Raw genomic sequence first — 24878 nt, forward strand, 5'->3', positions numbered from 1 at the left:
CCGCCGGGCCTACTGCCCGGCGGGGCGCTCCGTGGGGCAGGTCGGGACGAGGGTCAGGACTTTCCGGTGGACTTCTTGATCTTGTCCGAGGCCTTCGACGTCATTTCCTCGGCCTTGCCGCTCATCCGCTCGGCGCCGCCCTCCGCCTGCATGCGCTCGTCGTCCATGGCGCTGCCCGCGGTCTCCTTCATCTTGCCCTTGACCTGCTTGGCCTTCGCCTTTGCCTTGCTCATGAGGGGGTTCCTTCCTGGAGGGAGTGCTGCCCACCCTGCTTCCGCGGTAGCCACACCGCGCTGTGTGCCGGCGTCTGCCCGGTCCTCGGCGAGGCAAACGGCCCACGCTTCAGGCCTCGGACACGGCTCCCGCGCCGGACCGCCGCAAGGGGCGCCGCCGTACCTGGGCGCGGCCTGAGGACGGCCGTGGCATGCTCAAGGCATGAAGGGCGATGCCGCGCCGGCGGGCGAGGGCGCCGGACCTGAGGTGCTGGCGCTCGCCAAGGTGGTCGCCAGGCTGCGCTCGAAAGTCGCCGACCTGGAAGGCGTCGCCGCGAGCACGGCCGTCGTCGAGCGGGCCACGGGCGTCGTGATGGCCCAGGCGGGAGTATCCGCCGACACCGCTTACGAAATGCTCCTCGACCGGGCGGGTGGGCGGGGCCGCACCCTCCTGGAGGAGTGCTGGATCACGCTGGGGCGGACCCGCTCGCACCCGTCACCCGAAACCCCACCCCCTGCCGAGCACGCCGCCCCCACAGCCGCCCGCGCGGGGAGGGAGCCTCGCGCCGGTCAGGCCGCACCGCGCCCGGCCCTGGCCCGGCTCGCCCACGGCCTGGCGGCGGCCCACGGCGGTGACGACACCGCGGAGCTGCTGCGGACCGTGCTCGGCGGGGCCGCCGGCGTGGACGCGGTGATGATCTACTCCCTGACGTCCGCCGGGAGCCTGGAGCTGATCGGCCGCGCCGGCATCGACCAGGCGTTGGCCGAGCAGTGGCATCACGTCCCCCCGCTCAGCGGCGTCGCCGCCCACGAGGCGATCGCCGGGCGCCGAGCGGTGTGGCTGGAGGACCCCGCGCGGGACGCCCGCCGCTACCTGCTGATCGGGAACCCGCCGGAGCGGTGGCCCTCGCGCGCCTGGCTCCCCGTACCCGACGACGGGCGCCCGAAGGCGGCCATCGGTTTCCTGCGCGGACAGCCTGGCCCGTTCGCGGCGGACACCAGGGCGCTGCTGCGCCGGGCGGCCCGGATGTGCGCGGGCCCGCTGGGAATGCCGGAGGGGCCCCGCGACGGCGACGGCGAGGGGGTGGACGTGGACGTCACGTCCGCCCAGCGCATCCTGGACGCGCTGGGCGGACCCGCCGTCCTGCTCACCCCCCTGCGCTCCGAGACCGGCGAGGTGGAGGACTACCGCATCGACGCGGCGGCGCCCGAATCGGTGGACATCGCCGGGCGGCGCGGCAAGGAGCTCGTCGGCCGCCGGATCCTGGAGACGTACCCGACCGTGGCGGGCACCGCGCTGTGGGACGGGTACCTGGACACGCTCACCACGGGAACCGGCTACGAGGGAGAGCCGTTCACCTACGAAGAGGTGGCGGCGGGCGTCCCGCGGCGGTCCGTCTACTCGGTCCGGGCCTCCAGGCTGGGCGACCGCCTGGTCGTGTCCTGGATCCGCCACGACGCCGGCGAGCGCGAGGCGCGGCGACTGGCCGACATGCAACGCCTGGGCAACCTCGGCTGGGCGGGCTGGAACCTGGCGGCGGAGACCATCGCCTGGTCCGATCAGGTCTACTCCATCTTCGACCGTGACCCCCGAGAGGGGCCGATGACGTTGGAGGAACTGCCGGAGCACGTCCTCCCCGACGACGAGGCGAGGCTGAAAACGGCCGTCCGACGGCTGCTGAGCGACGGGGAGTCCGTCGACGAGCCGTTCCGGATCACCACGACCGACGGCGTGCGGCACCTGCGGCTCGTCGCCGAGGCCCAGACGGACGTGGATGGCACTCCGGTCGAGGTGCACGGCTTCTTCCAGGACCTCAGCGCGCAGCGCGGCGCCGAGCTCGCACTGCGCGAGAGCGAGCGCGCCGTCCTCCTCCAGCGTGGCATGCTCCAGGCCGAACGGGCGCTCGCCGCACGCCTCCAGGACACCCTGTTGCCGATCCCCGAGCAGTCCCTGGAACTGGCCGGCCTGCGCGTCGACGTCGCCTACTTCCCGGCCGACCGGGGGGTCAACGTCGGTGGCGACTGGTACAGCGCCATCGAACTCCCGGACGGCAGTGCCCTGTTCGTCGTCGGTGACGTGGCCGGCCATGGTCTGGCCGCCGTCGGCACCATGGCCCAGCTGCGGTTCACCACGAAGGGCATGACGATCACCGGCTCGCCCCTGCCCGACGTCCTGCGCCGACTCAACACCCTCCTGCTCCATACCGCTTCGGACCCGTCCGGCGGCGCCACCGCCACCATGGTCATGGGCCGCTACCAGCCCTGGGACCGGCGCCTGATCTGGGTACGGGCAGGACACCTGCCCCCGTTGCTGGTCCGCGACGACCGGGCGAGCTTCCTCGAACAGCCGCGGGGTACTCTCCTCGGCGCCGGCTTCGACGCCTCCTACGGGCAGGCGACCATCGACCTGATGCCCGGCGACCGCCTGCTGCTCTACACCGACGGGCTCGTGGAGGAACCGAGCGAGGACATCGACGTCGGGCTCGACCGCCTCGCCGCGACCACGCTGCGCCTCCTCCGGGAGGGCCACGGCGAAACCCTCGCCCGGACGCTTGCCGGGCTGTGTCCGGGCAATCGCGACGACATCTGCGTCCTGGACATCCACGTCCCGGACGACGAGGGGCCCACGGGGCCGCCATGAGCAGGTCCCGTGGTCCGGCCCGTTGGTCGCGCCTCGGGCGGATACCCAGCAAGATCCGTCGTACGCGGGCCGGACGCCGCTGGGGGCGTGTCCGGGACGTGCACCTGTGGCAGCGCTCCCTTGGGTTCGCCGCGCTCGGGTTCCTGACGCTGGTACCGCTGCTGATCGTCGTGTCCGCGGCGAACACCGCCGGCGGACAGGGGTTCGCGCAGTGGCTGGGAGACGGGCTCGAGGTGTCTCCGGCCGCCGGGGTGGAGATCGATCGGCTCTTCGCCCTGCCCGGCCAGGCCTGGCGGACCACCACGGCGTTCGGCCTGGCCCTGCTCGCCGTGTTCGGCCTGTCCTTCGGCACCGTGGTGCAGAGCGGCTACGAAGAGATCTGGGATCTGCCGCCGGCACGCTGGTGGGCCCGCTGGCGGCACGTGCTGTGGCTCGGGGTGTTGACCACCGTCCTCTACCTGTCGGCGATCACGTCGCCGTGGCGCGAGTCCTCGGCCCGCGGCTTCGTCACGGTGTCGATCGGCACCCTGTTCTTCTGGTGGTCCCAGCGGTTGCTGCTCGGTGGACGGATCGGGTGGCTCGCCCTTCTGCCCGGGGCGGTGGCCACCATGCTCGGACTGCTCGGGCTCCGTGCCTTCTCCCGGCTCGTCTTCTCACCGCTGATCGCGTCCAGCGCCGTCACCTACGGCCCCTTCGGAACCGTCCTCGTCATCCAGACCTGGCTCGTGGGCATCGGCGTCGTCGTCTACGGCGGCGCACTCGTCGGCCGGCTCGTCCACGACGAACTGCCGCGCCGGGCACACCCGCCGGCCCCCGGCCGCCGAGGCGACGTCTGAAGTCGGGTCGCGCACCCCGTGCGGCCCACCCTGCTCCGCGTCCGCTGGGGAGAATGTCAATAACCGGATAGTTACTTGCTACGCTGCGGGACATGGCACGGGATTCCAGCGCGACCAAGGCCCGGCTGCTCGACGCGGCCTTCTCCGAGTTCGCGACCTACGGCATCGCAGGCGCGCGGGTCGACCGCATCGCCGAGGCGGCGCAGGCGAACAAGCGGCTCATCTACGTGTACTACGGCAACAAAGAACAGCTCTTCGACGCCGTACTCCAGCGGGCCCTGGAGACGGGCTCGGAGTCCGTGCCGTTCGACGCCGACGACCTGGCCGGCTATGCGGGCGCCGTCTTCGACCACCTCGTCGAGCGGCCGTCGCTGGTGCGCCTGGTGCTGTGGAAGCAGCTGGAGCGCCCCGGAAGCACGGACGCGGAGGCGGCGTCCTACCTGGGCAAGATCGCAGCAGTGCGCCAGGCGCAGGAGGCGGGTCGCGTCCGTGCCGGCATGGACGCCACCGACGTGCTCACCCTGGTGGTGGCCCTGTCGCAGGCGTGGTTCGGCGCGGTGGGCGGTCCGGCCGCCGGCGAGACCGGCACCGCGTGGGCGCCGGAGCAGCTCGCCCGCCACCGGGCAGCGGTGGTGGAGTCCGTACGCCGGATCACCGCACCGTCCGGGGACGGGAGCCCGGAGCGCTGACCGGATGGCGTAGCGCCTCTGGCCCTCGTTCCGGACATCGACCAGCATGAGGACAGCGGGACCGGCGGACGAGATGGGCACGCATGGGCGCCACTGAGAGCAACCAGGACGATCCCTTCGCTGTCACGAACACGGCCGCGGCGCTGCTGGACGATGCCGGGACGGTCGTCGCCTGGACACCGGCCGCCGAAGCCCTCCTGGAGCGACGGTCCGCGGACGTGTGCGGCCGACCGGCACGGGACCTCCTGGCGGACACGAGCAGCTGGGAAGCTGCTGCGGCTCAGGGCGGGCAGGGGGAACGGGACGGGTGGGAGGGCCGGGCCACATTGCGGCACGGCTCAGGACGCGAGCTGGAGATCGGCTTCCGCGTCATCCCGCTGAACGACGGCGCGCACGGGCACACGGCCCGCTGGCTCGTGCTCGCCGCGCCCCTGGAACTGGTCGCCCAATGGCGGCAGGACCACGCCTTCACGCACGAACTGTTCCTCCAGGGCCGAGTGGGACTGGCCGTCTTCGATCCGGATCTGCGCCTGCTGCGGACGAACACGCACCTGCTGCCGTACACCGGGGTGCCCGTCTCGCTGAACGGCCTGCGCCTGGGCGACTTCCTGTGGGCCGAGGACGCGCGGATCATCGACGACCGGCTGCGGGAAGTGCTGCACAGCGGGGTCCCCCTGATCGGTTTCAGCACGACCGCGCGCACCCTCGACGACCCGAGGGGCGGCCGGATCGTGACCATCCAGGCGTTCCGGCTGCAGGAACCCGACGGACACCCCATGGGTGTGGCGACGGTGTTCACCGACGTCACCGACCACGAGCGGTCCCGCGGACGCCTGGACCTGCTGTACCGCGCGACCGGGGCGATGGGCGGTTCCCTGTCCGTCCTGCGCACCATCGAGGACCTGGTCAAAGTCCTCGCGCCCGCGTTCGGCGATCGCGCCGCGGTGGATCTCGCGGAGACCGTTCTGACCGGCGGTGAACCGCCCGCCGACGGGCATCTCACGCTGCCCCTGATCCGGATGGCCGTCGCCGGAGCGGACGCGGACGTGCTGCGTACGGGAACGACCCACTTCTCGGCTCCTCTCGCCGCGGGAGCGCCCGAACCGGCCGCGCCCGGTGCGCGGGAGTGCCGGGGAGAGCTGATCACCGACCTCGGAACCCGATCCACGGCGCCCGAGGACGACGCGGCCCCGGAATGGGCCACCGCCGTCCCGGGCGCGCATTCGGCGATGACCGCGCCGCTGTGCGCCCGGGGCATCAGGTTCGGCAGGCTCACCCTGTGGCGCACGGGCGACACCCGCCCGCTGAACGGGGACGACCTGGCACTCCTGGAGGAGATCGCCGCCCGTGCGGCCGTCGCCGTGGACAACGCGCGGCGGTACACCAAGGAACGCCGCACCGCCGTGGGCCTGCAGCGCAGCCTGCTGCCGCCGGCCACCTCGGACACGCCCGCGTTGGAAGCCGCCAGCCTCTACCTGCCCGCCGACACGGACAGCGGGGTGGGCGGCGACTGGTTCGACGTCATCCCCCTGTCGTCGGCCCGAGTCGCCCTGGTGGTCGGGGACGTCGCCGGTCACGGGCTGCACGCCACGGCCATGATGGGACGCCTGCGCAGCGCCGTGCGCGCGATGGCGGACCTGGAACTGGAACCCGAGGAACTCCTGGCGCACGTGGACGACATGGTCCTGCAGGTCGTCGCCGAGGCCGAGAGCGACGACTCGGAGGACGGCGACGCGGGCCCGCTCGTGCCCACCGGACCGGCCGGGGCCACCTGCCTGTACGCCGTCTACGACCCGGTCACCCGGAGTTGCGTCATGGCGAGCGCCGGACACCCGCCGCCGGCCGTGGTCAGCCCGAACGGAACCGTGGAGTACGTCGAGCTGAGCCCCGGCCCGCCCCTGGGGGTCGGTGGCTGGCCCTTCGAGCCGGTCGAACGCGAGCTGCCGCCGGGCAGCGTCCTCGCCCTGTACACCGACGGCCTGATCGAACGCGGAGAAGGGGACATCGACCAGGGCATGCGCGACCTCGCGGACCGTCTGTTGCGCGCCGACGTACTCGGCCGGCCGCTGCGGCAGGCCCGGCACGACATCGTGGAAGGGTTGCCGCCGGGCAGGCTGAGGGACGACGTCACCCTCCTGCTGGCCCGCACCCGGGTGGTGGACGCGGGCTCCATCGCGACATGGCGGCTCGACCCCGACCCGGCGATCGTCGGCGACGCGCGCCATCTCGTCCTGGATCAGCTGACCGCCTGGGAGCTCGACGAGCTCGCCTTCAGCACGGAGCTCATCGTCAGCGAGCTGGTCACCAACGCCATTCGCCACGCCGGTGGCCCGGTCCGGCTCCGGCTGATCCGGGCGGACACCCTCACGTGCGAGGTCTCCGACTCCAGCAACACGCAGCCGAGGATGCGGCGTGCGAGGAGCTCCGAGGAAGGCGGCCGCGGCCTGTACATCGTCGCCCAGCTCTCGCACCGCTGGGGCAGCCGCTACACGATGGGCGGCAAGACCGTCTGGTCCGAACAGAACCTGCCCCTCGCGTGACCGGCCCGACACGGACCGTGCCGGGACGCGGCAACGCGTGGGCGTCTCCGCTCGGACCGTGGCTTGCGGGGTGCCGAGCCCTGCCCCATAGTCCGAGGTATGGACGCGCGCGAGGCAGCGCTCCGACAGGCTCACGACCATGCCGTCCGCTGGCTGGCGAGCCTGAACGACCGCCGGGTTCCCGCCCGCGCTTCGGTCGACGAGATCGTGCGCGCGCTCGGTGACGAACTGCCCGACGCTCCCGGCGCGCCCGCCGATGTCGTCGACCTGCTCGCCACGGCCTGTGAGCCGGGACTCACCGCGTTCCCCAGTGGCCGCTTCTACGGGTTCGTGGTCGGTGGCACCGAACCGGCCGCGCTCGCCACGGACTGGCTGGTCAGCGCCTGGGACCAGAACTGCGTGATGCGCGCCGCCTCACCCGCGTACGCGGCGGTGGAACAGGTCGCCGGCGCGTGGTTGCTGGATCTGCTGGGCCTGCCGGCCGACAGCGCCGTCGGCTTCACCACGGGTGCCACGATGGCCAACTTCACCTGCCTCGCCGCCGGGCGCGACACGGTGCTGCGGCGCGCCGGCTGGAACGTCGCCCGCGACGGACTCACGGGCGGGCCGGCGGTACGCGTCATCGCCGGCGAGGACCGCCACATGGCCATCGACCTGGCGCTCCGCTACCTGGGACTCGGCCAACCCGAACTGGTGACGGCGGACGGGCAGGGACGCATCGAGCCCGCTGCCCTGCGCCGCGCCCTGGCGGCGGGCGGGCAGCGCCCGACGATCGTGGTCCTGCAGGCCGGTGACATCCACTCCGGGGCCTTCGATCCCTTCGCCCCGACGATCGGTGCCGCTCGCGAGGCGGACGCGTGGGTGCACGTCGACGGCGCCTTCGGACTGTGGGCGGCCGCGTCCCCGAGGTACGCGCACCTGACGGCGGGCTGCGCGGACGCCGACTCCTGGGCGACGGACGCCCACAAGACCCTGAACGTGCCCTACGACTGCGGCCTCGCCATCGTGCGCGACCCGTCCGCGATCCGCGCGGCCATGGGGCTGCGCGGCGACTACCTCATCCAGCACGAACAGGGCGACCCCATCGACAAGGTCCCCGAACTCTCCCGGCGGGGCAGGGCCTTCACCGTGTGGGCGGCGCTCAGGTCCCTCGGCCGCTCGGGCGTGGCCGACCTCGTCGAGCGACTGTGCCGGCACGCCGCCGCGTTCGCCACCGGCATCGCCGGGACAGCCGGCGCGACAGTCCTCAACGACGTGGTGTTCACCCAGGTCTGCGCCGAGTTCGGCGACGACGAGCGCACGGAACGGGTGCTCACCCGGCTGCTCGACGACGGCACGACGTGGATCAGCGGCTCCACGTGGCGCGGGCGACGCGTCATGCGCATCTCGGTGAGCAACTGGTCGACGACCGACGACGACGTGACGCGCGCACTCGACGCGATCCGGCGGGCGTCCGCCGGCGCCTGACGCGAACCGGTTCGCCCCACGGGCTCCCCCGGGTCGCACGCGCCGGGGGCACCCTTGGCTTCGCCGACAGGGCCTAGGGCCTGTCGTCAAATTCCCGTCGTCGCCCGAAGGGCGGCCCCGCGGCGTCTGGTGCGTGCTCTCGGCGTGCCGGGCGGAAGCCCTCGTACTGGACGTACTTGGGCTTTCGCCCGGTGCGGCGAGAGTGCGTGCCAGACGTCGCGGGGCAGACGGGAATTTGACGACAGGCCCTAGGGCGCGGCCACCGGCATGACGTGGCCGAGCAGGCCCTCCTTCACGTAAGGCCCCTCGCAGTCGGCCCTGTTGGAGACGAAGTGGTCGAAGATCGACGGTATGTGGCACCGGTAGAGGGGCACCGAGCCCGGCACCGCCCCGGTGTACACGTATCCGACCGCGCCGAGCGGCTGTTGGCCCTCGCACCCCGGATCACGGGTCAGCAGCGAGTGGTTCGCCACCTTGCACTCGTAGAGCCGGACCGTGCCGGGCGCGGGGTCCCGCAGCACCTTCCAGACCCCCTCGTGGGTGAACCCGGCGGGCAGGGGGCGCGAGGAGGCCAGGTGCCCGGCGTGCGGGCGGTAGCCGCGGACCAGCGGTGCGTAGGGCGTGGTGTGGCCGCGGCTGCGCTCCCAGGTGCGCAGGTAGCCCTCGGCGCCCTGCATGAGCTCGTCCACCACGTCCTGGCCGCCGGTGACCCGGATGTCCTCGATCCAGTCCGGGACGAGGCCGTAGTGGGTGCCGCCGCCGTCGGTGTTGACGTCCCAGACGCGTGAGCCGGTGACCTGTCGGTCGAGGACGGAGCCGCCGTCGGGGCTGCGGAAGGGGTAGCGGACGGGGTTCCCGGCGGCGGCCCGGGGGCCGGGGAGCCAGGCGAAGCCGTTCATGTCGGTGCCGATCCCGTACCCGGCGCCGTACTTGGCGCGCAGGGCGGCGTGCCTGCGCGCTTCGGCGGTGAACGCGGGCGCCTCGTACATGTGGCCGGTGATGAAGCCGCCCAGGCGGTAGAGCCGCTCGGTCCAGTTGTCGTCCATCCAGCCGTGGGTGGACAGGACACCGGAGTAGTGCTCGGCTTCGAGCACGCGCAGCGCCTGGTTCGCCGCCTTGACGCTCATGTGGTCGAGTTCCAGCATCATGTTGCGCTTCGTCATGCCCAGCACCGCGTACTCGCCCAGCGCGGTCAGGCCCCGCCGGTTGCACTGCGCCGCCTGCAGGGAGGCGCCGTACTGCGGCAGTTCGACCCCTTCCGGCAGGGCGCCCCGGATCCTGGCTTCCGCCTCCGCCGGCGTGGTGGCGGAATCCTCGGCCGACAGGCCTGCGGCGAGCCCCCAGCCGATCGGGTTGTCGTGCTCGGGGCCGGGGCAGGGCTCCGTGCTCCAGAAGGTGCCCGTCGACAGGAACTGGCCGACGTTGATGGCCATGCCCTGGGTGCCCGAGTCGAACCGGACGCCGCACAGGGCGTTGTCGAACTTGTGGCACAGGAACATGCTGCGCACGCCCAGCCGGTGCAGTTCGTCCAGGCCGCGGTCGATGTCGGCCATGGTGCAGCGGGCGCCGTCCAGCACCTGCTTGCAGCCGAACGGTTCGGAGGTCTCCACCCCGAGGACGACGGCGAGCTTGCCCTCCTGGATGACCCTGCGTGCCTGGTCGGGCTCGGTGACGACCCGGAACCAGCCCTTGCCGGCGCCGCCGTACATGGCGTCGACGTAGTCCTGGAGTTCGTACGTCTTCTGGATCTGGAGCCTGATCGCGGTCATCTCGTCGCAGCCGCGGTCCTTGAAGAAGTAGAGCGAGCAGATGACCCCGTTGGTGACCATGTCGTTGACCAGGATCCGCTGGCCGCCCCGCCAGGCCCGCTCCACCCAGGCGTAGTAGGTCTGCTGGTGGGTGGCGGAATCGTGGGCCGGCCAGTCGCGGAACGTCGGCCAGCCGTTCGGGTCGTGCCGGCCGTCACCGCCCTTGGTGATCATGTCGAAGAGGGCGAGGACGCCGTTGGGGTAGTGCTCGGGGCAGTCCTTGAGGGCGTCCGCCGCCCCCGCCGTGGAGAAGACCTTGCCGCAGACCAGCCGTCCCCCGAAGCCCTCGTTGGACATCAGGTGGACGTGCCCGTCGACGTATCCGCGGACCCGGCCCTGGGCGTCGGTCCCGGTGAACGGCTCCCCCGTGACGTTGACCTGCGAGTCCGGGGCCGGCCGCGCCACGGGCTCCCACCACTGCGGGCCCGCCGACGCGCCGGTGGCCGCCGGGCCGAGCATCAGGGTGACCATCGCGAGGACCAGGCCGGTCAAGAGGTACCGGCTTCGCCCGAAGGCTCTTCGTCGATTCATCCCCATCCCTTTCACGAAGCGTTCATGACACTGCGGAGATGGTCTTCGGCCGCCGGCCCGCGCGATGTGGGGGCCGGGCTCAACCCGATCGGTGCACCGCTCCCGCCGCATGGGTACGGACCAGGGCCAGGTACTCGGCCGCCAGCCGGTGGCAGTCGCCGGGCCACCGCGCGGAGACGTAGTTGCCGTCCCTGACGGTGAAGCCCCGTCCCGGCCGGGCCGCGGTGTCGCGGACGGGCAGCGGTGGGCCGGCGAGGAAATGGCTCGGATCGGCGAGCGCCGCCGTGACCTCCTGCTGCACGGTGGTGCGGTACGTGCGGTAGTAGCGGCCGAGCCAGAGGCGGGTGAGGTTCCAACCGGTCAGCTCCAGCAGGGACGTCAGGGCCGTCGTCCGCCGGCCGTGGAGGACGGAGCGCCCGGTGGCGGGATCCTTGGCCCGCGCGGCGAGCAGCACGCCGTGGCAGACGGCCCCCACCGGCAGGCCCTGGATGAAGACCCGGGCGAACAACTGCTGGGCGGTGGCGTCCTCGAGCAGAGTCCGCATGCCCTCGGCGTGGCCGCCGGGTACGAACAGGCCCGTGATCTCGGCCGGGTCGACATCGGCGTACGAGGAGGGGGCGAGGAACCAGCGGTCGTCGGTGAGGCGCCGGTAGGCGGCGAGCTCGGCGCGGCGGGTCATCAGCCAGGGCGACAGCCAGGAGAAGCCGAGGTCCGTGAGCCTGGGGTCGGCGAACGCGACCTTCCCGCCGGGGGTCGCGAACCGCACCTCGAAGCCGGCGTCCCGCAGTGCGGCCCAGGGCACCGCCGCCTCGGTCGGGTCGTAGTCGCCTGCGGGAAGCAGGAAGAGAATCACGGGCGTACTCCTCTGAGCGGTGGTGATCAGGGCAGCACGCTTCCCCGGTGCTCCATGGCCCCTGATCCCCTCGGTGTCCGAAGGCCGACCTTAGGAGCGGCCCGCGTCGCCGTCATTCACTCCTGCGGCCAATCCGTTGACTCCCCGAACCCGCTCCCATGGGCCGCGTCGCCGACGGTGTTGACGGGGGTGGTGCGCCCGCATTGACTGGCGGCCGTGTCCACCATCGAGCCGCCCTCCGTCACCGCGTGCTACGCCCTCGCCGTCCTGAACGCGACGGCGGAGGGCGCCGGCGGGTCCGGTTCCTGGGCCTTGCCCACGGACCGGCTCGAGTTCGGCGAGATGCGCGCCCTGTGGGACGAGGTGCTCGGCGCCCGGGACTCCGGCCCGCACACCGGGCTCCTCGTGGGCGACCGCATCCGGCCCGAAGGCCTGCACATCCTGGGCCACCTCGTCCTCACCTGCGCCAGCCTCGCGGACGCCGCGCAGGCCGCCGAGCGCTACCACCCCCTGGTGAGCCAGGCGGGCACGGTGACCCTGGACCGCCGCGGGGACGCCGGCCGGGTCTGCTACCGGCCGACCGTCGACCCGGCGGCCATGCACCCCCAGCAGGTGGAGGCGATCGTCAGCAGCATGGTGCGGGCGGGCCGCTGGATCGCCGGCGACGACTGGGCGCCCCTGGCCGTGTCGTTCGCCCACCCCCGTGCGGGCTCGCCGGAGCCCTACGCCCGCGTCCTCGGCTGCCCCGTCACCTTCGACGCCCCGGAGAACGCGATCACGGTGTCCAACGAGGACCTCGACAGGCGCCGCCCCCTCTACGATCCGGCGCTCAACGCCCTGCACCGGACCTACGCCGACCGGCTCCTGCACCGGCTGTCCAGTGCCGCGACCGTGGCCGAGCGCGTGCGGCGGTGGCTGGAGCACGCCGCGCTCGAGGACGCGGGCCCCGAGGGCCCCGCCAAGGAGTTCAACCTCAGCGTCCGGTCGCTGCGCAGGGCCCTGCACGCGGAGGGCACGTCGTGGCGCGCGCTCCTCGACACCGCCCGCCACGGCCGGGCCAGGCGACTGCTGGAGACCACGCCCCTGCCGCTGGACCGGATCGCGCCCCTCGTCGGCCTGAGCGGCGCGACGGCCCTGGTCCGTGCCTTCACCCGGTGGGAGGGCATGCCTCCGGGGGCGTACCGCACCCTGCGCCGGCCGGCGTCCTCGGTTCGCGACGGGGCCGGCAGCGGGTGAGGCACCTCACCATGAGCGAGGCCCCGGCCCGCCGCGCCGGTTGCTAGATTGTCCGGCGGCCGGATCCAAGGCCCCGGACGAGATGCGCCGTACCCGGTTACGCACGACGACGCGCGAGGTGCTGCACGAGCAGCGCCGTCCGCTGTCCGCACCCGGGCAGCGTCCTCGTCGAGCAAGATGGGCCGAACGCCATGACCGTGCCACTCACCCGCAGCCTGTACCGGACGACCGCGCATGCCGCCGGGGGCCGTACCGGATCCGTCCGCACGGACGACGGGCGCCTGGACGTCCGCCTCGCCCCGCCGCGCAAGAAGGTGCCCGGCACCACCAACCCCGAGCAGCTGTTCGCGGCCGGTTTCGCCGCCTGCTTCACCTCCGCGCTCGCGGAGGTCGCCGCCGAGTTCGGGGCGGACGCCTCCGCCGCGCGCGTGGCCTGCGAAGTGCAGCTCGGCACCACGGACACGCCGGCGGGCTACGGCCTCGCGGTGGCCCTCACCGTCAGCCTGCCGGGGTGGCGGGCGGCAGACCTCCAGCCCCTGCTGCACCGGGCCGACGCCGTCTGCCCGTACTCGCAGGCCGTACGCGGCAATGTACCGCTGACGCTCCTGGCCGTGGACGACACCGCCGCCGATGACCGGGCCTGAGCCGGAACCGACGGGCCGCTTTCCCGGCGGCCCCGGCGTCCCGGTGCCCGAGCACGGCGCCTGGCTCCGGCGCGGCATCAGCCGCGACGGCGGGCCCCTCCTCGAAGACCGTGAGGTGGTGTGGCTGCAGGCCGGCCGGTACTACGCCGACAGTCGGGGCTTCGCCGGTACGACGTCCTTCGACGGCTCCCAGGTGCACTTCCACCACCTCACGGGCGAGCCCGGCGAAGACGCCGGCACCTTCCGGTGGGAGGGTGCCCATCTCGTCGAGCGGGGTACCAACCCGGACGGCAGCACCTTCCTGGAGGTCTGGACCCCACTGCCCGGTGCCGACGGCGCTACCGGCTCCTGGTCCGGTCCGGACCACCACGTGGTGCGCGTCGGCCGGCACGTGGTGCACGTCGACTCCCGTACGGGTACGTACTGGCGACTTTGACTTCCCGGCGGCGGGGGACGCGGCGCGGCGGGCAGCGCGGCATTCGACTCGGTCCTCACGGTCGTGCTCGCGCCTCGATCAGGAACCGGTGGTCGTGCACCGTGAACCCGCCTGTGATTCTGATGCGCTGATCGAGTCGGCGTAGCGCGGGCTCGTGCTCGGAGGGCTCGAACCCCGGGAACTGCCAGGGAATGGCCCGCAGTTGGAAGATCACCCCTCCGATGTCGTGGAAGGTGTAGCGGCTCATCTCCTCGCGCGCCGTGGTCACGTGAAGGCCCGCGCCTTCCAGTGCCCGTACGGCGACGCCCAGGGTCCAGGTGTCGGGGTCGGCCGGTGAGGGGATGCCGAGGGTTTCGTTCAGTTCCAGCTGGTTGCGGCTGCCCACCTGCTGGGTGAGGAGTCGGCCGCCCGGCGCGAGTGCGGTGCGGATGCTCGCCGCGTCCAGCGCTCCGTGCCGGTTGAGGATCAGGTCGAAGGGTCCGGGTGGCAGGTTCGAGCCCGATGCGCGGTGGACCTCCACCCCCAGCGGGGAGAGGCGTTGCCGGGCCGGGTGGAGGTTGGGCGGCCAGTTCTCGGTGGCCACGCTCCGCGGCGGCAGGGGGGTGAGCGAGGCGAGGAGTTCACCGCCGCCGGTGTCGATGTCCAGGAGGCTGCGCGCGCTCGGGAGCAGGGCGCGGGCGTGCCGTTCGTAGTCCCAGGAGGGGCCCTCGCCGTCCGCCCGGCCCGTCAGCCAACTGAAGTCCCAGCCCGACATGGTGGCCCGTAGGGCTTCCGCGACGTGCTTCTCATACTCGTCGGCGGTCGTCATCGCACGACCGGCTGCGCCGCGACGATGACGTTCCCGTACAGGTCCGCGAAGTGCAGGGAACGACTTTCGTCCTCCTCCCGCTCGCCCCACACCCGCACGCCGTGATCGCGAAGGTGTCTGCCGGTCCGCTCCACATCGGCCGTGTACAAAACGAGCAGGGGCTGACCACCGCACTGACGGCCGATCAGGTCGCGCTCCCACGCCGTGGTCGCGGGCATCAGCCAGAGGCCCACGTGCGCCTGGCCGGGCAGACCGATGTGCAGATAGCGATAACCATCGGCCGTCTGATCGTGCAGGACCGAGAAGCCCAGGACGTCCCGGTAGAAATCCAGGGCGGCCTCGGCATCCGCGACGAGCACCACCACTCGACCGAGCGCGGAGAACAGGTTCTGATCGGAAGAAGGAGCCATGAGCGAAACCTCCAAGGGACGATCGGTCCGGTCATCCGGTAAGTTACACGTGTAACATCACCAACGGCACCCCATTCAAGCCACGGGGCTCCGGATGACCGCGCCCCTCCCTGGGGGGACACGGCTGCGTACGCCTCCCGCCACGACCTCCTCCCTCCCTCTTCGGCGCGCTCCGGAGCGTAGATGCCCACCTCGCCTCAGCCGATGTCGCTGCCCTTCTCCTGGGCCGACCAGGAACGACACCTCGTAGACCACCTTTCGGCGCTGATCCGCCTGGACACCTCGAACCCTCCGGGCAACGAGATCGCCGTCGCCCGCCACCTCTCCCGCGAGCTGTCCCGCTCCGGTATCGCACACGAGATCCTGGAGTCCGAGCCCGGACGGGCCAACCTCGTCGCCCGGCTGCCCGGGACGGGACAGGATCCGCCGCTCATGCTGCTGGGCCACGCCGACGTGGTCGGCGCGGGGCCGAGCGGATGGAGCCGTCCCCCCTTCTCGGGCGAGGTGGCCGACGGCCGTGTGTGGGGCCGCGGGGCACTCGACATGAAGGGCCAGATCGCCGCGAGCCTGCTGATCATGCAACTCCTCGCCGCGCACCGGATCTCGCTGCGGCGGGACGTGCTGCTGGTGGTCACCGCCGACAAGGAGGCCGGCAGCCGGTTGGGGGCGTACTGGCTGTGGGAGCACCACCGCGGCCTCGTCGAGGCCGAGTTCGCGTTCAACGAAGGCGGCGGCCAGCGCTTCGTGACGCCCGGCGGCCCCGTCTACACCGTCCAGGTGGCCGAGAAGGGAAGTGCCCGGATGCGGGTCACCGCTCGCGGGCCGGGCGGCCATGCCTCGGTCCCGCGCTCCGAGTCGGCGGTCTTCACGCTGGCCGAGGCGCTGCTGAGGCTGCGCGCGTTCGCCCCGGAGTCGGTGCTGTGTCCGGCCTCGCGGCGCATGCTCGCCACCTTGGCGGACCTGCACCCGGGCCCGGGCGCCGAGGCGATCGGCCAGTTGCTGAAGGACCCCACCTGGGCCCGTGCGAACAGCCTGCCCATCGATCCCGTCCTGCGGGAGTTCGTCGTCGCGGGGCTGCACAACACCGCCACACCCACCGTGCTGTCCGCGGGGCAGCGCCAGAACGTGGTGCCCGTGGAAGCGGGCGTGGTGCTGGACGGGCGTCTGCTTCCGGGCGAGCGGCCCGAACAGTGGGTGGCGCAGGTCCAAAGGGCCCTCGGGGACCGTGTCGAGGTGTCGCTGCTGCACGGCAGGGTGAGCCGCGCCGGCCAGGAAGCCCCGGAGCTCCTGCGGGTGCTGGGCGAGACCGTCGCGGCCCACGAACCGGGGGCGCGGGTGCTGCCGTACATCAATCCGGCCGCCACGGACGCCCGCGCCCTCCCCGACACGAAGGTCGTCGGATTCTTTCCCTCCGCGAGCGACGCGGACGTCATGCGGCTCATCCACGCACCTGACGAGCATGCCCGGATCACCGACCTGATGTTCGGCGGGAAATGCCTGCTCGACGCGGTCCTCAGACTCTCCACTTGAAAGGAGCCACCCCCATGGGTGTTGTCATCGAGACCCTCACCGGCAAGGTCGAAGGCACGGCCGAGGACGGGCTGTCGGTCTTCAAGGGCATTCCCTACGCCCTCCCCCCGGAAGGGCCCCTCAGGTTCCGGGCGCCGGCTCCGGTCCCCGCCTGGGACGGTGTCCGTCCGGCCACGTCCTTCAGCGCCGCGCCGCCGCAGTTGCCGCTGCTTCCCGGAATGCCCTCGGCCTGGCGGCCGGAGGACGGCCTGGACTGCCTCAGCATGAACGTCTGGACCCCGGGGGGCGCCGGTGACCGGCTGCCGGTCATGGTGTGGATCTACGGCGGGGGGTGGAAGACGGGCCATAGCGCCGATCCGAGCTACGACGGCGAGGTGCTGGCCCGGGGCGGCGTGGTCATGGTGACGTTCAACTACCGCGTCGGATTCGAGGGGTTCGGCTACGTACCGGGGGCACCCGCCAACCGGGGCTTCCTCGACCAGGCCGCCGCACTCACATGGGTACGGGAGAACATCGCCGCCTTCGGCGGCGACCCGGACAACGTGACGATATTCGGCGAGTCCGGCGGAGGCGCGTCCGTCGCCGCCCTGCTGTCCGCACCGGCCGCGCGCGGGCTGTTCCGTCGGGCCATCGTCCAGAGCATGGCCGGGCGGTTCCTGCCCGAGGAGGAAGCCCGGAGGATCGCCGCGACGATCGCGGAGGCGGTCGGCGTGGGCCTCGACGGTCTGGCCTCGGTGTCCCCCGAAGCCCTACTGGCGGTACAGGACGAGCCTCTGTCCGCGATGAGGGAGGATCCGGCGAAGTGGACGACTCCCGAGGCCATCACCGCGTTCTCGCCCGTCATCGACGGCGTCACCGTGGTCGACAAGCCATGGCTCGCCCTCCGTTCGGGGTGCGCACGTGACGTCGACCTGATCTCCGGCTACACGCATGACGAGTTCACCCTGTTCGCCATGGATCGCGGCCTCGTCAAGATCAAACTCGGCGCCATGGTCAAGGCCGTGCCCATGATGCTCGCGGCGGCGCGCGCGGGATTCCGCGATCGGGCATCGCGAGGGCCGGCGCGGCCCTCGGCGAAGATCCGCGACCTCGACCTCGGTACCGTCGCCGATGGATTGCGGCTGGGCCGGCAGGCCGCGGCCGACTACCGCGCCGCCCATCCGGAGCTGAGCGACTCCCAGTTGTACGTCACCATGTTCTCCGACGCGTTGTTCCGGATGCCCGCGACGTGGTTGGCCGAGGCACACGCCGCGTCGGGCGGACGGACGTGGCTCTATGACTTCACGTGGAACAGTCCGGCCTTCGGCGGGGCCCTCGGCGCCTGTCACACCGTGGACATACCGGCGACCTTCGGCCACACGCGAGGGCCTCTGGCCGGCTTCCTGTTCGGCGGCAAGGTCCCGTCCCAGGACTTCACGCGCCTGTCCGAACGGCTCCGCGCCTCCTGGATCTCCTTCGCCGCGTCGGGGGATCCCGGCTGGGCGCCCTTCACCGCGCAGCGGCCGGCGACCCGCCTCTGGGACACCGAACCGTCGGTCGTCGAGGACCCGCTCTCGGCGTCCCGTCGAATCTGGCACGGGGCGTCGGGTCTCTGACGATCGGGAAACGCCTACGAGACGAGCCCCGGTTCGGGGCTCGTCTCGTAGGATGCGTCCGCTCGATCAGTCGACGCCCAGCAGACGCCGCCTGTCTTCGGGACTGGATCGGAATTCCGCGCAGGCCGCCTCGTGGACGATGCGGCCCTTCTGCATGACCGCGACGTTCTGCGCGACGGAGAAGGCGAGCCCCAGGTTCTGTTCGACGAGGACCACCGACATGCCCTGCGCGCTCACCTCGCGGATGACCTCACCCACTTGGGCGACGATGGCGGGCGCGAGGCCGTCGGACGGCTCGTCGAGGAGCAGCAGCCGCGGGTTCCCCAGCAGGGACCGGGCGATCGCGAGCATCTGCTGTTCCCCGCCGGAGAGTTGGTCACCGCGGTGCCCGAGCCGCTCCCCCAGCCGCGGGAGCAGGTCGAAGACGCGGGCCCTCGTCCACGGGCCCCGGGTCGACCGCCTCGACGCGATCGCCAGGTGCTCCGCCACGGTCAGCGGCGCGAAGACCCGGCGCCCCTGCGGTACGACTCCCACGCCGGCCCGGGCGATCACATCGACACGGGATCCGGCGAGCTCGCGACCGCCGAGGGCGATGCTGCCTTCGTACGGCCGGACGAGACCCATGACGGTCGAGATGAGGGTGGTCTTGCCGACCCCGTTGCGGCCGAGGACCGCGACGATCCCGCCTTCGTCGAGGTCGAGATCGACGCCGCCCAGGACCACTCCCCCGGCGTAGCCGGAGCTCAGGCCGCGGATGCTGAAGAACGGCTTCACGAGGCGGCCTCCATCGTGCCGAGGTAGGCGCTCTGAACCTCGCCGGCGGCCCGCACCTCGTCCGGGGTACCGGTTTTCAGGTGTCTGCCGAGGTGCATGACCGTCACCGTGTCGGCGAGCTCGAAGACCATGTCGAGGTCGTGTTCGATCAGGAGTACCGTCACGTCGGCCGGCAGGGCGGCGACGAGTTCGGTGAGTCGAGCCGTCTCCGCCGGGGACATCCCGGCGGCCGGCTCGTCCAGCAACAGCAGCCTGGGTTCGGTGGCCAGGGCGACGGCGACCTCCAGTTGGCGCCGTTCGCCGTGCGAGAGGGCGGCAGCCTGGACGTCGTGCCGGTCGGGCAGTCCCACCTGTTCGAGCAGCGTCCGCGCCCGCGCGATCTCCGTCGTCCGGGCACTGACCCTCCGCCGGCCGCCGAGTCCGCCGCCGGCCCGGCGGAGCACTGCGAGCAGGACGTTCTCCAGCACGGTCTCCCGCATGAAGAGACTGGAGTGCTGGAACGTCGCGGCGACACCGAGTCCGACCCGGCGGTCCACGGGCAGCCGGGTCACGTCCTGCCCGTCGACGAGGATGGTTCCGGAGGTCGTCGCCTGCGTGCCCGAGATCAGGCTGAACAGGGTCGATTTGCCCGCGCCGTTCGGGCCGATGACGGCGTGCCGGGCACCCCGGCGCACGGTGAGGTCGACCTCGTCCAAGGCCCGGAAGGAGCCGAAGTGTCGGGAGACCCGGCGTAGTTCCAGTAGATCGTGTTCTGTCACGCCGTCCTCTTCCGGGTCAGCTTGGGCGGGAGCCGTACGCCGGCCAGCCCGCGGGGCAGCGCGTAGACGGCGATGACGAAGAACAGTCCGAGCAGCAGCGGCCCGCGTCCGGCGACGGCTTCCAGGTTTCCGAGGTAGTCGCGGGTGAGCCAGACGAGCGCTGCCCCGGCACAGGCCCCCCACATCGAGCCGGAGCCGCCTATGACGACGGCGAGCAGGGCGAGGGCGGCGATCTCGAATCCCGCGTCGCCGGGCGAGACGAACCGCTGCACCGACACCCACAGGCCGCCGGCGACGCCGGCAAGCGCCCCGGCGCCGCAGTAGACGGCCAGGGCGTACCGTCGGGTGGGGTATCCGATCGCGCTCATGCGGCGCTCGTTGTCGCGGATCCCGCGCAGGGCGAGGGCGAACGGTGTGGAGCCCAGTCGGGAGACGGCCGCGAAGAGCAGCAGGAAGACGGCCAGGACGTAGAAGTACACCAGCCCGTCGAGCTCCAGCGCGGACATGCCCGGCAGCGGTACGACGGGCGGGATGCCGGACACGCCGTCGGTGCCGTTCGTCAGCGACTTCCAGTTGACGGCGGCGCTGTAGGCGATCTCGCCGATGGCCAGCGTCAACATCAGGAACACCACGCCCCGGGCCCGCACCGCCAGCCATCCCGTGGGGACGGCCACCAGCGCGGAGACCCCGGCGGCGATGAGCAGTTGGAACACCCCGACGTCGGTGAGTCGGGTCGCGACGATGGCCGACGTGTAGGCACCGACGCCGAAGTAGGCCGATTGGCCGAGCGTCGGCAGTCCGGTCAGGCCGGTGAGCAGGTTCACGCTGATCGCGAGCAGGGCGAACACCAGGATCCGCGACAGGGTGCCGATGGCGTACGAGCCGAGGACGAAGGGGGCCGCCGCGAGCCCGAGGGCCACGGCGGTCGTGAACAGTCGTCTTGCTGCGGATCCGTCGGATCGGGACGGGCTCATGCGCGCACCCCCGACGGGACCAGGCCGTGCGGGCGGACGACGAGCACGACCAGCATGGTGCCGAAGAGCAGGAAGGGGGCGTACTCCGGGAGCAGCGCCACCCCGAGCGTCTGCACCTGGCCGATGAGGAGCGCGCCGGCGAGCGCGCCGCGCACGGATCCGAGACCGCCCACGACCACGACGACGAGCGAGAGGACGAGGACGGTCTCGTCGACGCCCGGGCCGGGACCCAGGATCGGCGCCCCGAGGACACCGCCGACCACGGCCAGGGCCGCGCCGAGCGCGAAGACCCCGTAGAGCACCTTGCGGATGTCCACGCCCAGCGCGCGGACCATGTCCCGGTCCGCGACGGTGGCCCGTACCAGTGCTCCGAGCGAGCTGCGTTCGAACAGGAGGTACACGAGGGCGGCGAGGCCGGTCGCGACGCCGATGAACACGAGCCGGTAGACCGGGTAGGCGTGGCCGAGGAGGTCCACCGTGCCGCGGAGCGATGTCGGCGGGTCGGTGGGCAGTACCTCCCCGCCGAAGGCGGCGGCGAGGAGGTCGGCGACGATGAAGGTGATGCCGAGCGTCAGCACGGCCTGGTCGAGGTGCCCGCGCCGGGCCAGCGGCTGGGTGAGGAACGTCAGCGCCGCTCCGCCCAGGGTGCCCAGCAGGGCGCCGGCCGCCAGCGCGAGGAGCAGGCCCCACAGGCTGCCGTCCGACAGCGCGTAGGCGACGTAGGCCCCGGCGAGGTAGAGCGTGCCGTGCGCCAGGTTGAGAACGTCCATCATGCCGAAGACCAGGGAGAGGCCGACCGCGATGGTGAACAACAGCAGACCGAAGGCGACCCCGTCGATGACGCTGACGAAGTTGCCGTCCAACCACCCGTACATGTCAGCCGCCCAGCCGGACGAGCTCGGAGCTGACGGAGTTGGCCCCCTGCTTGACCTCGCGCAGGTACCAGGGCTGGATGGGCGTGCCGCCGTTGTTGAACCGCCAGGTGCCGCGCGGGCTGTCGATGTCGCCCACTCCGGCGATGGCGGCGTTGACCGTTTCCGAGGTCACCGTGTCACCCGCGGCCTCGATCGCCCGGTCGAGCACCTGCGCCGCGTCCCATGACGCCATCGCGTACGTGGTCGGGTCCGCACCGTAGGCGGACTTGTACGCCGGGGCGAACTGCTTGTTCGCCGCGTTGTCCAGGTCCGCGCTGTAGTTGAGTGCGGTCAGGATGCCGTCGGCCGCTTCCCCCTGTCCCTTGAGCACGCCGCCTTCGGTGAGGAAGCCGGGTGCGTAGAGCGGGATCTTGCCGGCCAGTCCGAAGTCCCGGTACTGCTTGACGAAGTCGACGGCCGCGCCGCCGGCGTAGAAGCAGAAGACGGCCTTGGCTCCGGAGCGCTCGATCTGCGCGAGGTAGGGCTGGAAGTTCTTGGTCCCCGGGAACGGCGTGTAGACCTCCTCCCCCGCGATCTTGCCGCCCGCCGGGAGGAAGGTGGACTTGAAGCCGTCCACCTCGTCCTTGCCGGCCTGGTAGCCGGCCGCGATCAGGAAGACCGGGCCGCCGGCCTTCTCGGCCACGTGCTTGCCGAGCGCCTTGCCCGGTTCGTCGTTGACGTACGAGGTGCGCCAGATGTACTCGGTCCCGGTCAGGGTCGTGGGCGAGGCGTTGGAGCCGATGAGCGGGACCTTGCTGCTCTCGAACAGGTCCTTGACCCCGTTGATGGTGGCCGAGCTGACCACGCCGCTCACCGCCAGCACGCGGTCCTGCTTGACCAGCTTCTCAGCCGCCGCCTTGCCCGAGTCGGCCGTCTCCCCCTCGTCCGCGATCACGACCTCCACCTCGCGCCCGCCGAGCTTGCCGCCGTGCTGTTTGACGTAGAGCTCGAAGCCCTGCTTCATGTCGTCGCCCAGCGCCTTGTAGGTCCCCGACTGGGGGACGAGGAGCCCGATCTTCACGGGCCCGTTCTGCTTGTCGCCGTCGCCCGTTCCCAGGCTGGCGCCACCACATGCCGTGGCCAGGAAGAGGGCTGCCGTCGTCACGGCGATCAGAGCAACGGGACGAATTCGACCTGCCATGGAAACTCCGAACGTTGTCAACCGGCCCTGAAGGGCCGGATGTTGCTGATGGGGCTGCCTTGAGGGGTCCCAGAGGAGGGAGGCCCGGCTCCCAGGGGTGGCCTGGCTGCCGGTCGGGGTGCGCTTTTCGTCGCCGCGTGGACGGGCTCGAAGCGAGGGCCGATGCCGGGGCGAGCTCGCCGGCGGCCGGCAGGGATATCGGAAGTGACACGTGTCTATCGCGCTTCACCGACGTACGTCAAGAGTTCGCGATATCGCAGGACGGACGGGAATCCCACCCCTTGACCCCGGCCCGACGTATGCCGTAACACTGACCCTCGTCAAAAAGACGCTATGCCGATTCGGCGACGGGCTCTTGATCAGTCAGGGAGTGAAGCACCATGACCGGTGATCCATCGCGGCGCAAGATCCTCAAGAACAGCGGGGTGTTGGCGGGTGCCGCGCTCCTCTCCGGCCTGTCGGGCGGGGGCACGGCGCAGGCCGCCCCGCGCGCCGCCGCGGCCTCGCCCGTGGTGGAGGCGCCCGCGGGCCGACTGCGCGGAAGCACCGAAGGGGGCCTCGACGTCTTCAAGGGCGTGCCCTACGCGGCGCCGCCGGTCGGCGCCCTTCGATGGCGACCGGCTCAGCCCCATCCCGGATGGCAGGGGACGCGCGACGCGACCGCCTTCGGACCGAGCGCGCCGCAGCCCTACCGGGAAGGCGGCGACCAGGTGCTCGGAACGCACGGCTCGCCCCCCTTCGACGAGGACTGCCTCACGCTCAACGTCTGGACCCCCGGAGTCGGTGGCGCCAAGCGGCCGGTGATGGTCTGGATCCACGGCGGCGGCTTCATCTCCGGATCCGGCTCGATGCCGAACTACTCCGGCGAGACCTTCGCGCGCAACGGCGACCTCGTCGTCGTGACCATCAACTACCGCCTCGGGCCGCTGGGTTACCTCTACTTCGGGGAGGAAGGCGCCGGCGGGAACTTCTGGCTCACCGACCAACTCGCCGCGCTGAACTGGGTACGGGACAACATCGCCGCCTTCGGCGGGGACCCGGACAACATCACCGTCGCCGGACAGTCCGGCGGCGCGCTGTCGGTCGCGGCGCTGGCCGGCGCCAAGACCAAGGGCCGCCCGCTCTTCCGGCGCGCGATCCTGCAGAGCCCGCCGCTCGGGCTGAAGATCCCCACCCGCGCCGAGTCACTGCAGCGCACCGCGACCTTCCTGGACATCGTCGGCGCCAAGAACGTGGCGGAGCTCCGCGCCGTACCCTGGCCGCGCCTGATCGCCGCCACCTTCGAGATGTTCGGGCGCACCGGACAGTGGGGGTACTGGTCGACCCCGTTCCTGCCTGTGCTGGACGAGGTCACGCTGGACCGCGACCCGGCCGACCTGCTGCTCAGCGGCGCCGGGGCGGACATCGAGGTCCTGATCGGCTGGACCAGGGAGGAGGCGAACTTCGCCTTCGCCCTGAGCGAGCCGTACGCCGCGGCAACCAAGGACCAGGTGCTCGCCAGAGCCCGGAACACCTTCGGCAGCCGGGCGGCCCAGGCCTACACCGCCTACGAAGAGGCCCGACCGGGGGCCCGCCCGCTGGACGTGCTCATGGACCTGATCACCGACGACCTGTTCCGCATGCCCGCCGTGGCGCTGGCCGAGCGGCGGGCGGCCCGTGGACGTCCGGTCTGGGCCTACCAGTTCAACCTCCCGACGCCCGCGCACAACGGTCAACTCGCGGCCGCGCACTGCCTGGAGCTGCCGTTCGTGTTCAACAACTTCGACAAGTGGTCGCAGGCACCCTTCCTGGCGGGGCTGGGCCCCCGGGTCCGCGACGGTCTCGCCGCGACCATGCACGCGTCCTGGATCTCCTTCGTCCGCACCGGCGACCCCAACCACCACCCCATGCCCCAGTGGGATCGCTACGGCCGGGACACCCGCACGACGATGACCCTCGACTCGGTCACCACCGCCACCGAGGACATCGCCGGATACTGGCGCCGCCTGCACCATCCCGCGGTGCCGTAGCCGCACCGCCGCCCGGCGGCGAACAGCCCTGCCCCCAGGTCCCGCGTTGCCTGCGCACCGCGGGACCTGGCG

Annotated in this window: 21 protein-coding genes and 1 riboswitch; of the genes, 11 read left to right on the forward strand and 10 right to left on the reverse strand. The window is 72.0% G+C overall.

Going from position 1 to position 24878, the window contains the following annotated elements; genetic code table 11:
* Window positions 1–53: 53 nt before the first annotated feature.
* Window positions 54–233 carry a CsbD family protein gene (locus tag ACFV9H_RS02385; RefSeq protein ID WP_385392135.1) on the reverse strand — a complete coding sequence of 60 codons (180 nt, stop codon included), beginning with the start codon at window positions 231–233 and terminating at the stop codon, window positions 54–56.
* Between the two features lie 202 nt (window positions 234–435).
* On the opposite strand from ACFV9H_RS02385, the gene ACFV9H_RS02390 reads away from it, so the two are divergent.
* From ACFV9H_RS02390 to ACFV9H_RS02410, 5 genes are all read left to right on the forward strand, one after another.
* The gene (locus tag ACFV9H_RS02390) at window positions 436–2853 is read left to right on the forward strand and encodes a SpoIIE family protein phosphatase (protein ID WP_385392137.1); all 2418 of its coding nucleotides are present in this window, start codon (window positions 436–438) and stop codon (window positions 2851–2853) included.
* On the forward strand, window positions 2850–3689 hold the full coding sequence (locus ACFV9H_RS02395) for a ribonuclease BN (RefSeq protein ID WP_385392140.1): 840 nt from the start codon (window positions 2850–2852) through the stop codon (window positions 3687–3689). The genes ACFV9H_RS02390 and ACFV9H_RS02395 overlap by 4 nt, the downstream gene beginning before the upstream one ends.
* A gap of 92 nt (window positions 3690–3781) precedes the next feature.
* A complete protein-coding gene (locus ACFV9H_RS02400; protein WP_385392142.1) occupies window positions 3782–4378 on the forward strand; it encodes a TetR family transcriptional regulator in 597 nt (198 codons plus the stop codon).
* Window positions 4379–4461: 83 nt separating this feature from the next.
* A complete protein-coding gene (locus ACFV9H_RS02405; RefSeq protein WP_385392145.1) occupies window positions 4462–6918 on the forward strand; it encodes a SpoIIE family protein phosphatase in 2457 nt (818 codons plus the stop codon).
* A gap of 99 nt (window positions 6919–7017) precedes the next feature.
* Window positions 7018–8385 carry a pyridoxal phosphate-dependent decarboxylase family protein gene (locus ACFV9H_RS02410; protein ID WP_385392147.1) on the forward strand — a complete coding sequence of 456 codons (1368 nt, stop codon included), beginning with the start codon at window positions 7018–7020 and terminating at the stop codon, window positions 8383–8385.
* Window positions 8386–8633: 248 nt separating this feature from the next.
* Here the strand turns inward: ACFV9H_RS02410 and ACFV9H_RS02415 are convergent, their stop codons facing one another.
* Window positions 8634–10724 carry a hypothetical protein gene (locus tag ACFV9H_RS02415; RefSeq protein WP_385392149.1) on the reverse strand — a complete coding sequence of 697 codons (2091 nt, stop codon included), beginning with the start codon at window positions 10722–10724 and terminating at the stop codon, window positions 8634–8636.
* A gap of 79 nt (window positions 10725–10803) precedes the next feature.
* Window positions 10804–11577 (reverse strand): type 1 glutamine amidotransferase domain-containing protein, encoded by a 774-nt coding sequence (locus tag ACFV9H_RS02420; protein ID WP_385392152.1) that lies wholly within the window; start codon window positions 11575–11577, stop codon window positions 10804–10806.
* 216 nt (window positions 11578–11793) lie between these two features.
* On the opposite strand from ACFV9H_RS02420, the gene ACFV9H_RS02425 reads away from it, so the two are divergent.
* The 3 genes from ACFV9H_RS02425 to ACFV9H_RS02435 all read left to right on the forward strand — a co-directional run bounded on the left by ACFV9H_RS02425 (window position 11794) and on the right by ACFV9H_RS02435 (window position 13893).
* Window positions 11794–12813 carry an AraC family transcriptional regulator ligand-binding domain-containing protein gene (locus ACFV9H_RS02425; protein WP_385392154.1) on the forward strand — a complete coding sequence of 340 codons (1020 nt, stop codon included), beginning with the start codon at window positions 11794–11796 and terminating at the stop codon, window positions 12811–12813.
* Between the two features lie 54 nt (window positions 12814–12867).
* Window positions 12868–12929, forward strand: a riboswitch (guanidine-III (ykkC-III) riboswitch).
* Window positions 12930–13004: 75 nt separating this feature from the next.
* Window positions 13005–13457, forward strand: a complete 453-nt coding sequence (locus ACFV9H_RS02430) for an Ohr family peroxiredoxin (RefSeq protein ID WP_385392157.1) — start codon at window positions 13005–13007, stop codon at window positions 13455–13457.
* Window positions 13444–13893, forward strand: a complete 450-nt coding sequence (locus tag ACFV9H_RS02435) for a hypothetical protein (protein ID WP_385392159.1) — start codon at window positions 13444–13446, stop codon at window positions 13891–13893. The genes ACFV9H_RS02430 and ACFV9H_RS02435 overlap by 14 nt, the downstream gene beginning before the upstream one ends.
* Before the next feature lie 55 nt (window positions 13894–13948).
* Here ACFV9H_RS02435 and ACFV9H_RS02440 read toward each other — a convergent pair whose 3' ends face one another.
* A complete protein-coding gene (locus tag ACFV9H_RS02440) occupies window positions 13949–14701 on the reverse strand; it encodes a class I SAM-dependent methyltransferase (RefSeq protein WP_385392161.1) in 753 nt (250 codons plus the stop codon).
* Window positions 14698–15126: a VOC family protein gene (locus ACFV9H_RS02445; protein ID WP_385392164.1), complete on the reverse strand. Its 429-nt coding sequence runs from the start codon at window positions 15124–15126 to the stop codon at window positions 14698–14700. The genes ACFV9H_RS02440 and ACFV9H_RS02445 overlap by 4 nt, the downstream gene beginning before the upstream one ends.
* Before the next feature lie 168 nt (window positions 15127–15294).
* Between ACFV9H_RS02445 and ACFV9H_RS02450 the strand changes: the two genes are divergently transcribed.
* On the forward strand, window positions 15295–16641 hold the full coding sequence (locus ACFV9H_RS02450; RefSeq protein ID WP_385392167.1) for a M20/M25/M40 family metallo-hydrolase: 1347 nt from the start codon (window positions 15295–15297) through the stop codon (window positions 16639–16641).
* Window positions 16642–16655: 14 nt separating this feature from the next.
* Complete coding sequence (locus ACFV9H_RS02455) at window positions 16656–18236, forward strand: carboxylesterase/lipase family protein (RefSeq protein ID WP_385392169.1); 1581 nt, start codon at window positions 16656–16658, stop codon at window positions 18234–18236.
* Between the two features lie 66 nt (window positions 18237–18302).
* Here the strand turns inward: ACFV9H_RS02455 and ACFV9H_RS02460 are convergent, their stop codons facing one another.
* Genes ACFV9H_RS02460 through ACFV9H_RS02480 form a run of 5 tightly spaced genes read right to left on the reverse strand, consistent with a single transcriptional unit; the run spans window position 18303 to window position 22797 of the window.
* Window positions 18303–19010, reverse strand: a complete 708-nt coding sequence (locus ACFV9H_RS02460) for an ABC transporter ATP-binding protein (RefSeq protein ID WP_385392172.1) — start codon at window positions 19008–19010, stop codon at window positions 18303–18305.
* The gene (locus tag ACFV9H_RS02465) at window positions 19007–19768 is read right to left on the reverse strand and encodes an ABC transporter ATP-binding protein (protein WP_385392174.1); all 762 of its coding nucleotides are present in this window, start codon (window positions 19766–19768) and stop codon (window positions 19007–19009) included. The genes ACFV9H_RS02460 and ACFV9H_RS02465 overlap by 4 nt, the downstream gene beginning before the upstream one ends.
* Entirely contained in the window at window positions 19765–20742 is a 978-nt protein-coding gene (locus tag ACFV9H_RS02470) for a branched-chain amino acid ABC transporter permease (RefSeq protein ID WP_385392176.1), read from the reverse strand. Before ACFV9H_RS02470 ends, ACFV9H_RS02465 begins: the two co-directional genes overlap by 4 nt.
* Window positions 20739–21617 (reverse strand): branched-chain amino acid ABC transporter permease, encoded by an 879-nt coding sequence (locus ACFV9H_RS02475; protein ID WP_385392178.1) that lies wholly within the window; start codon window positions 21615–21617, stop codon window positions 20739–20741. Before ACFV9H_RS02475 ends, ACFV9H_RS02470 begins: the two co-directional genes overlap by 4 nt.
* Before the next feature lies 1 nt (window position 21618).
* Complete coding sequence (locus tag ACFV9H_RS02480) at window positions 21619–22797, reverse strand: ABC transporter substrate-binding protein (RefSeq protein ID WP_385392180.1); 1179 nt, start codon at window positions 22795–22797, stop codon at window positions 21619–21621.
* 380 nt (window positions 22798–23177) lie between these two features.
* Between ACFV9H_RS02480 and ACFV9H_RS02485 the strand changes: the two genes are divergently transcribed.
* A complete protein-coding gene (locus ACFV9H_RS02485) occupies window positions 23178–24806 on the forward strand; it encodes a carboxylesterase/lipase family protein (RefSeq protein WP_385392183.1) in 1629 nt (542 codons plus the stop codon).
* Window positions 24807–24878 lie beyond the last annotated feature (72 nt).

Origin of the sequence: Streptomyces sp. NPDC059874, from assembly GCF_042731135.1 — a bacterium.
Lineage (GTDB): Bacteria > Actinomycetota > Actinomycetes > Streptomycetales > Streptomycetaceae > Streptomyces.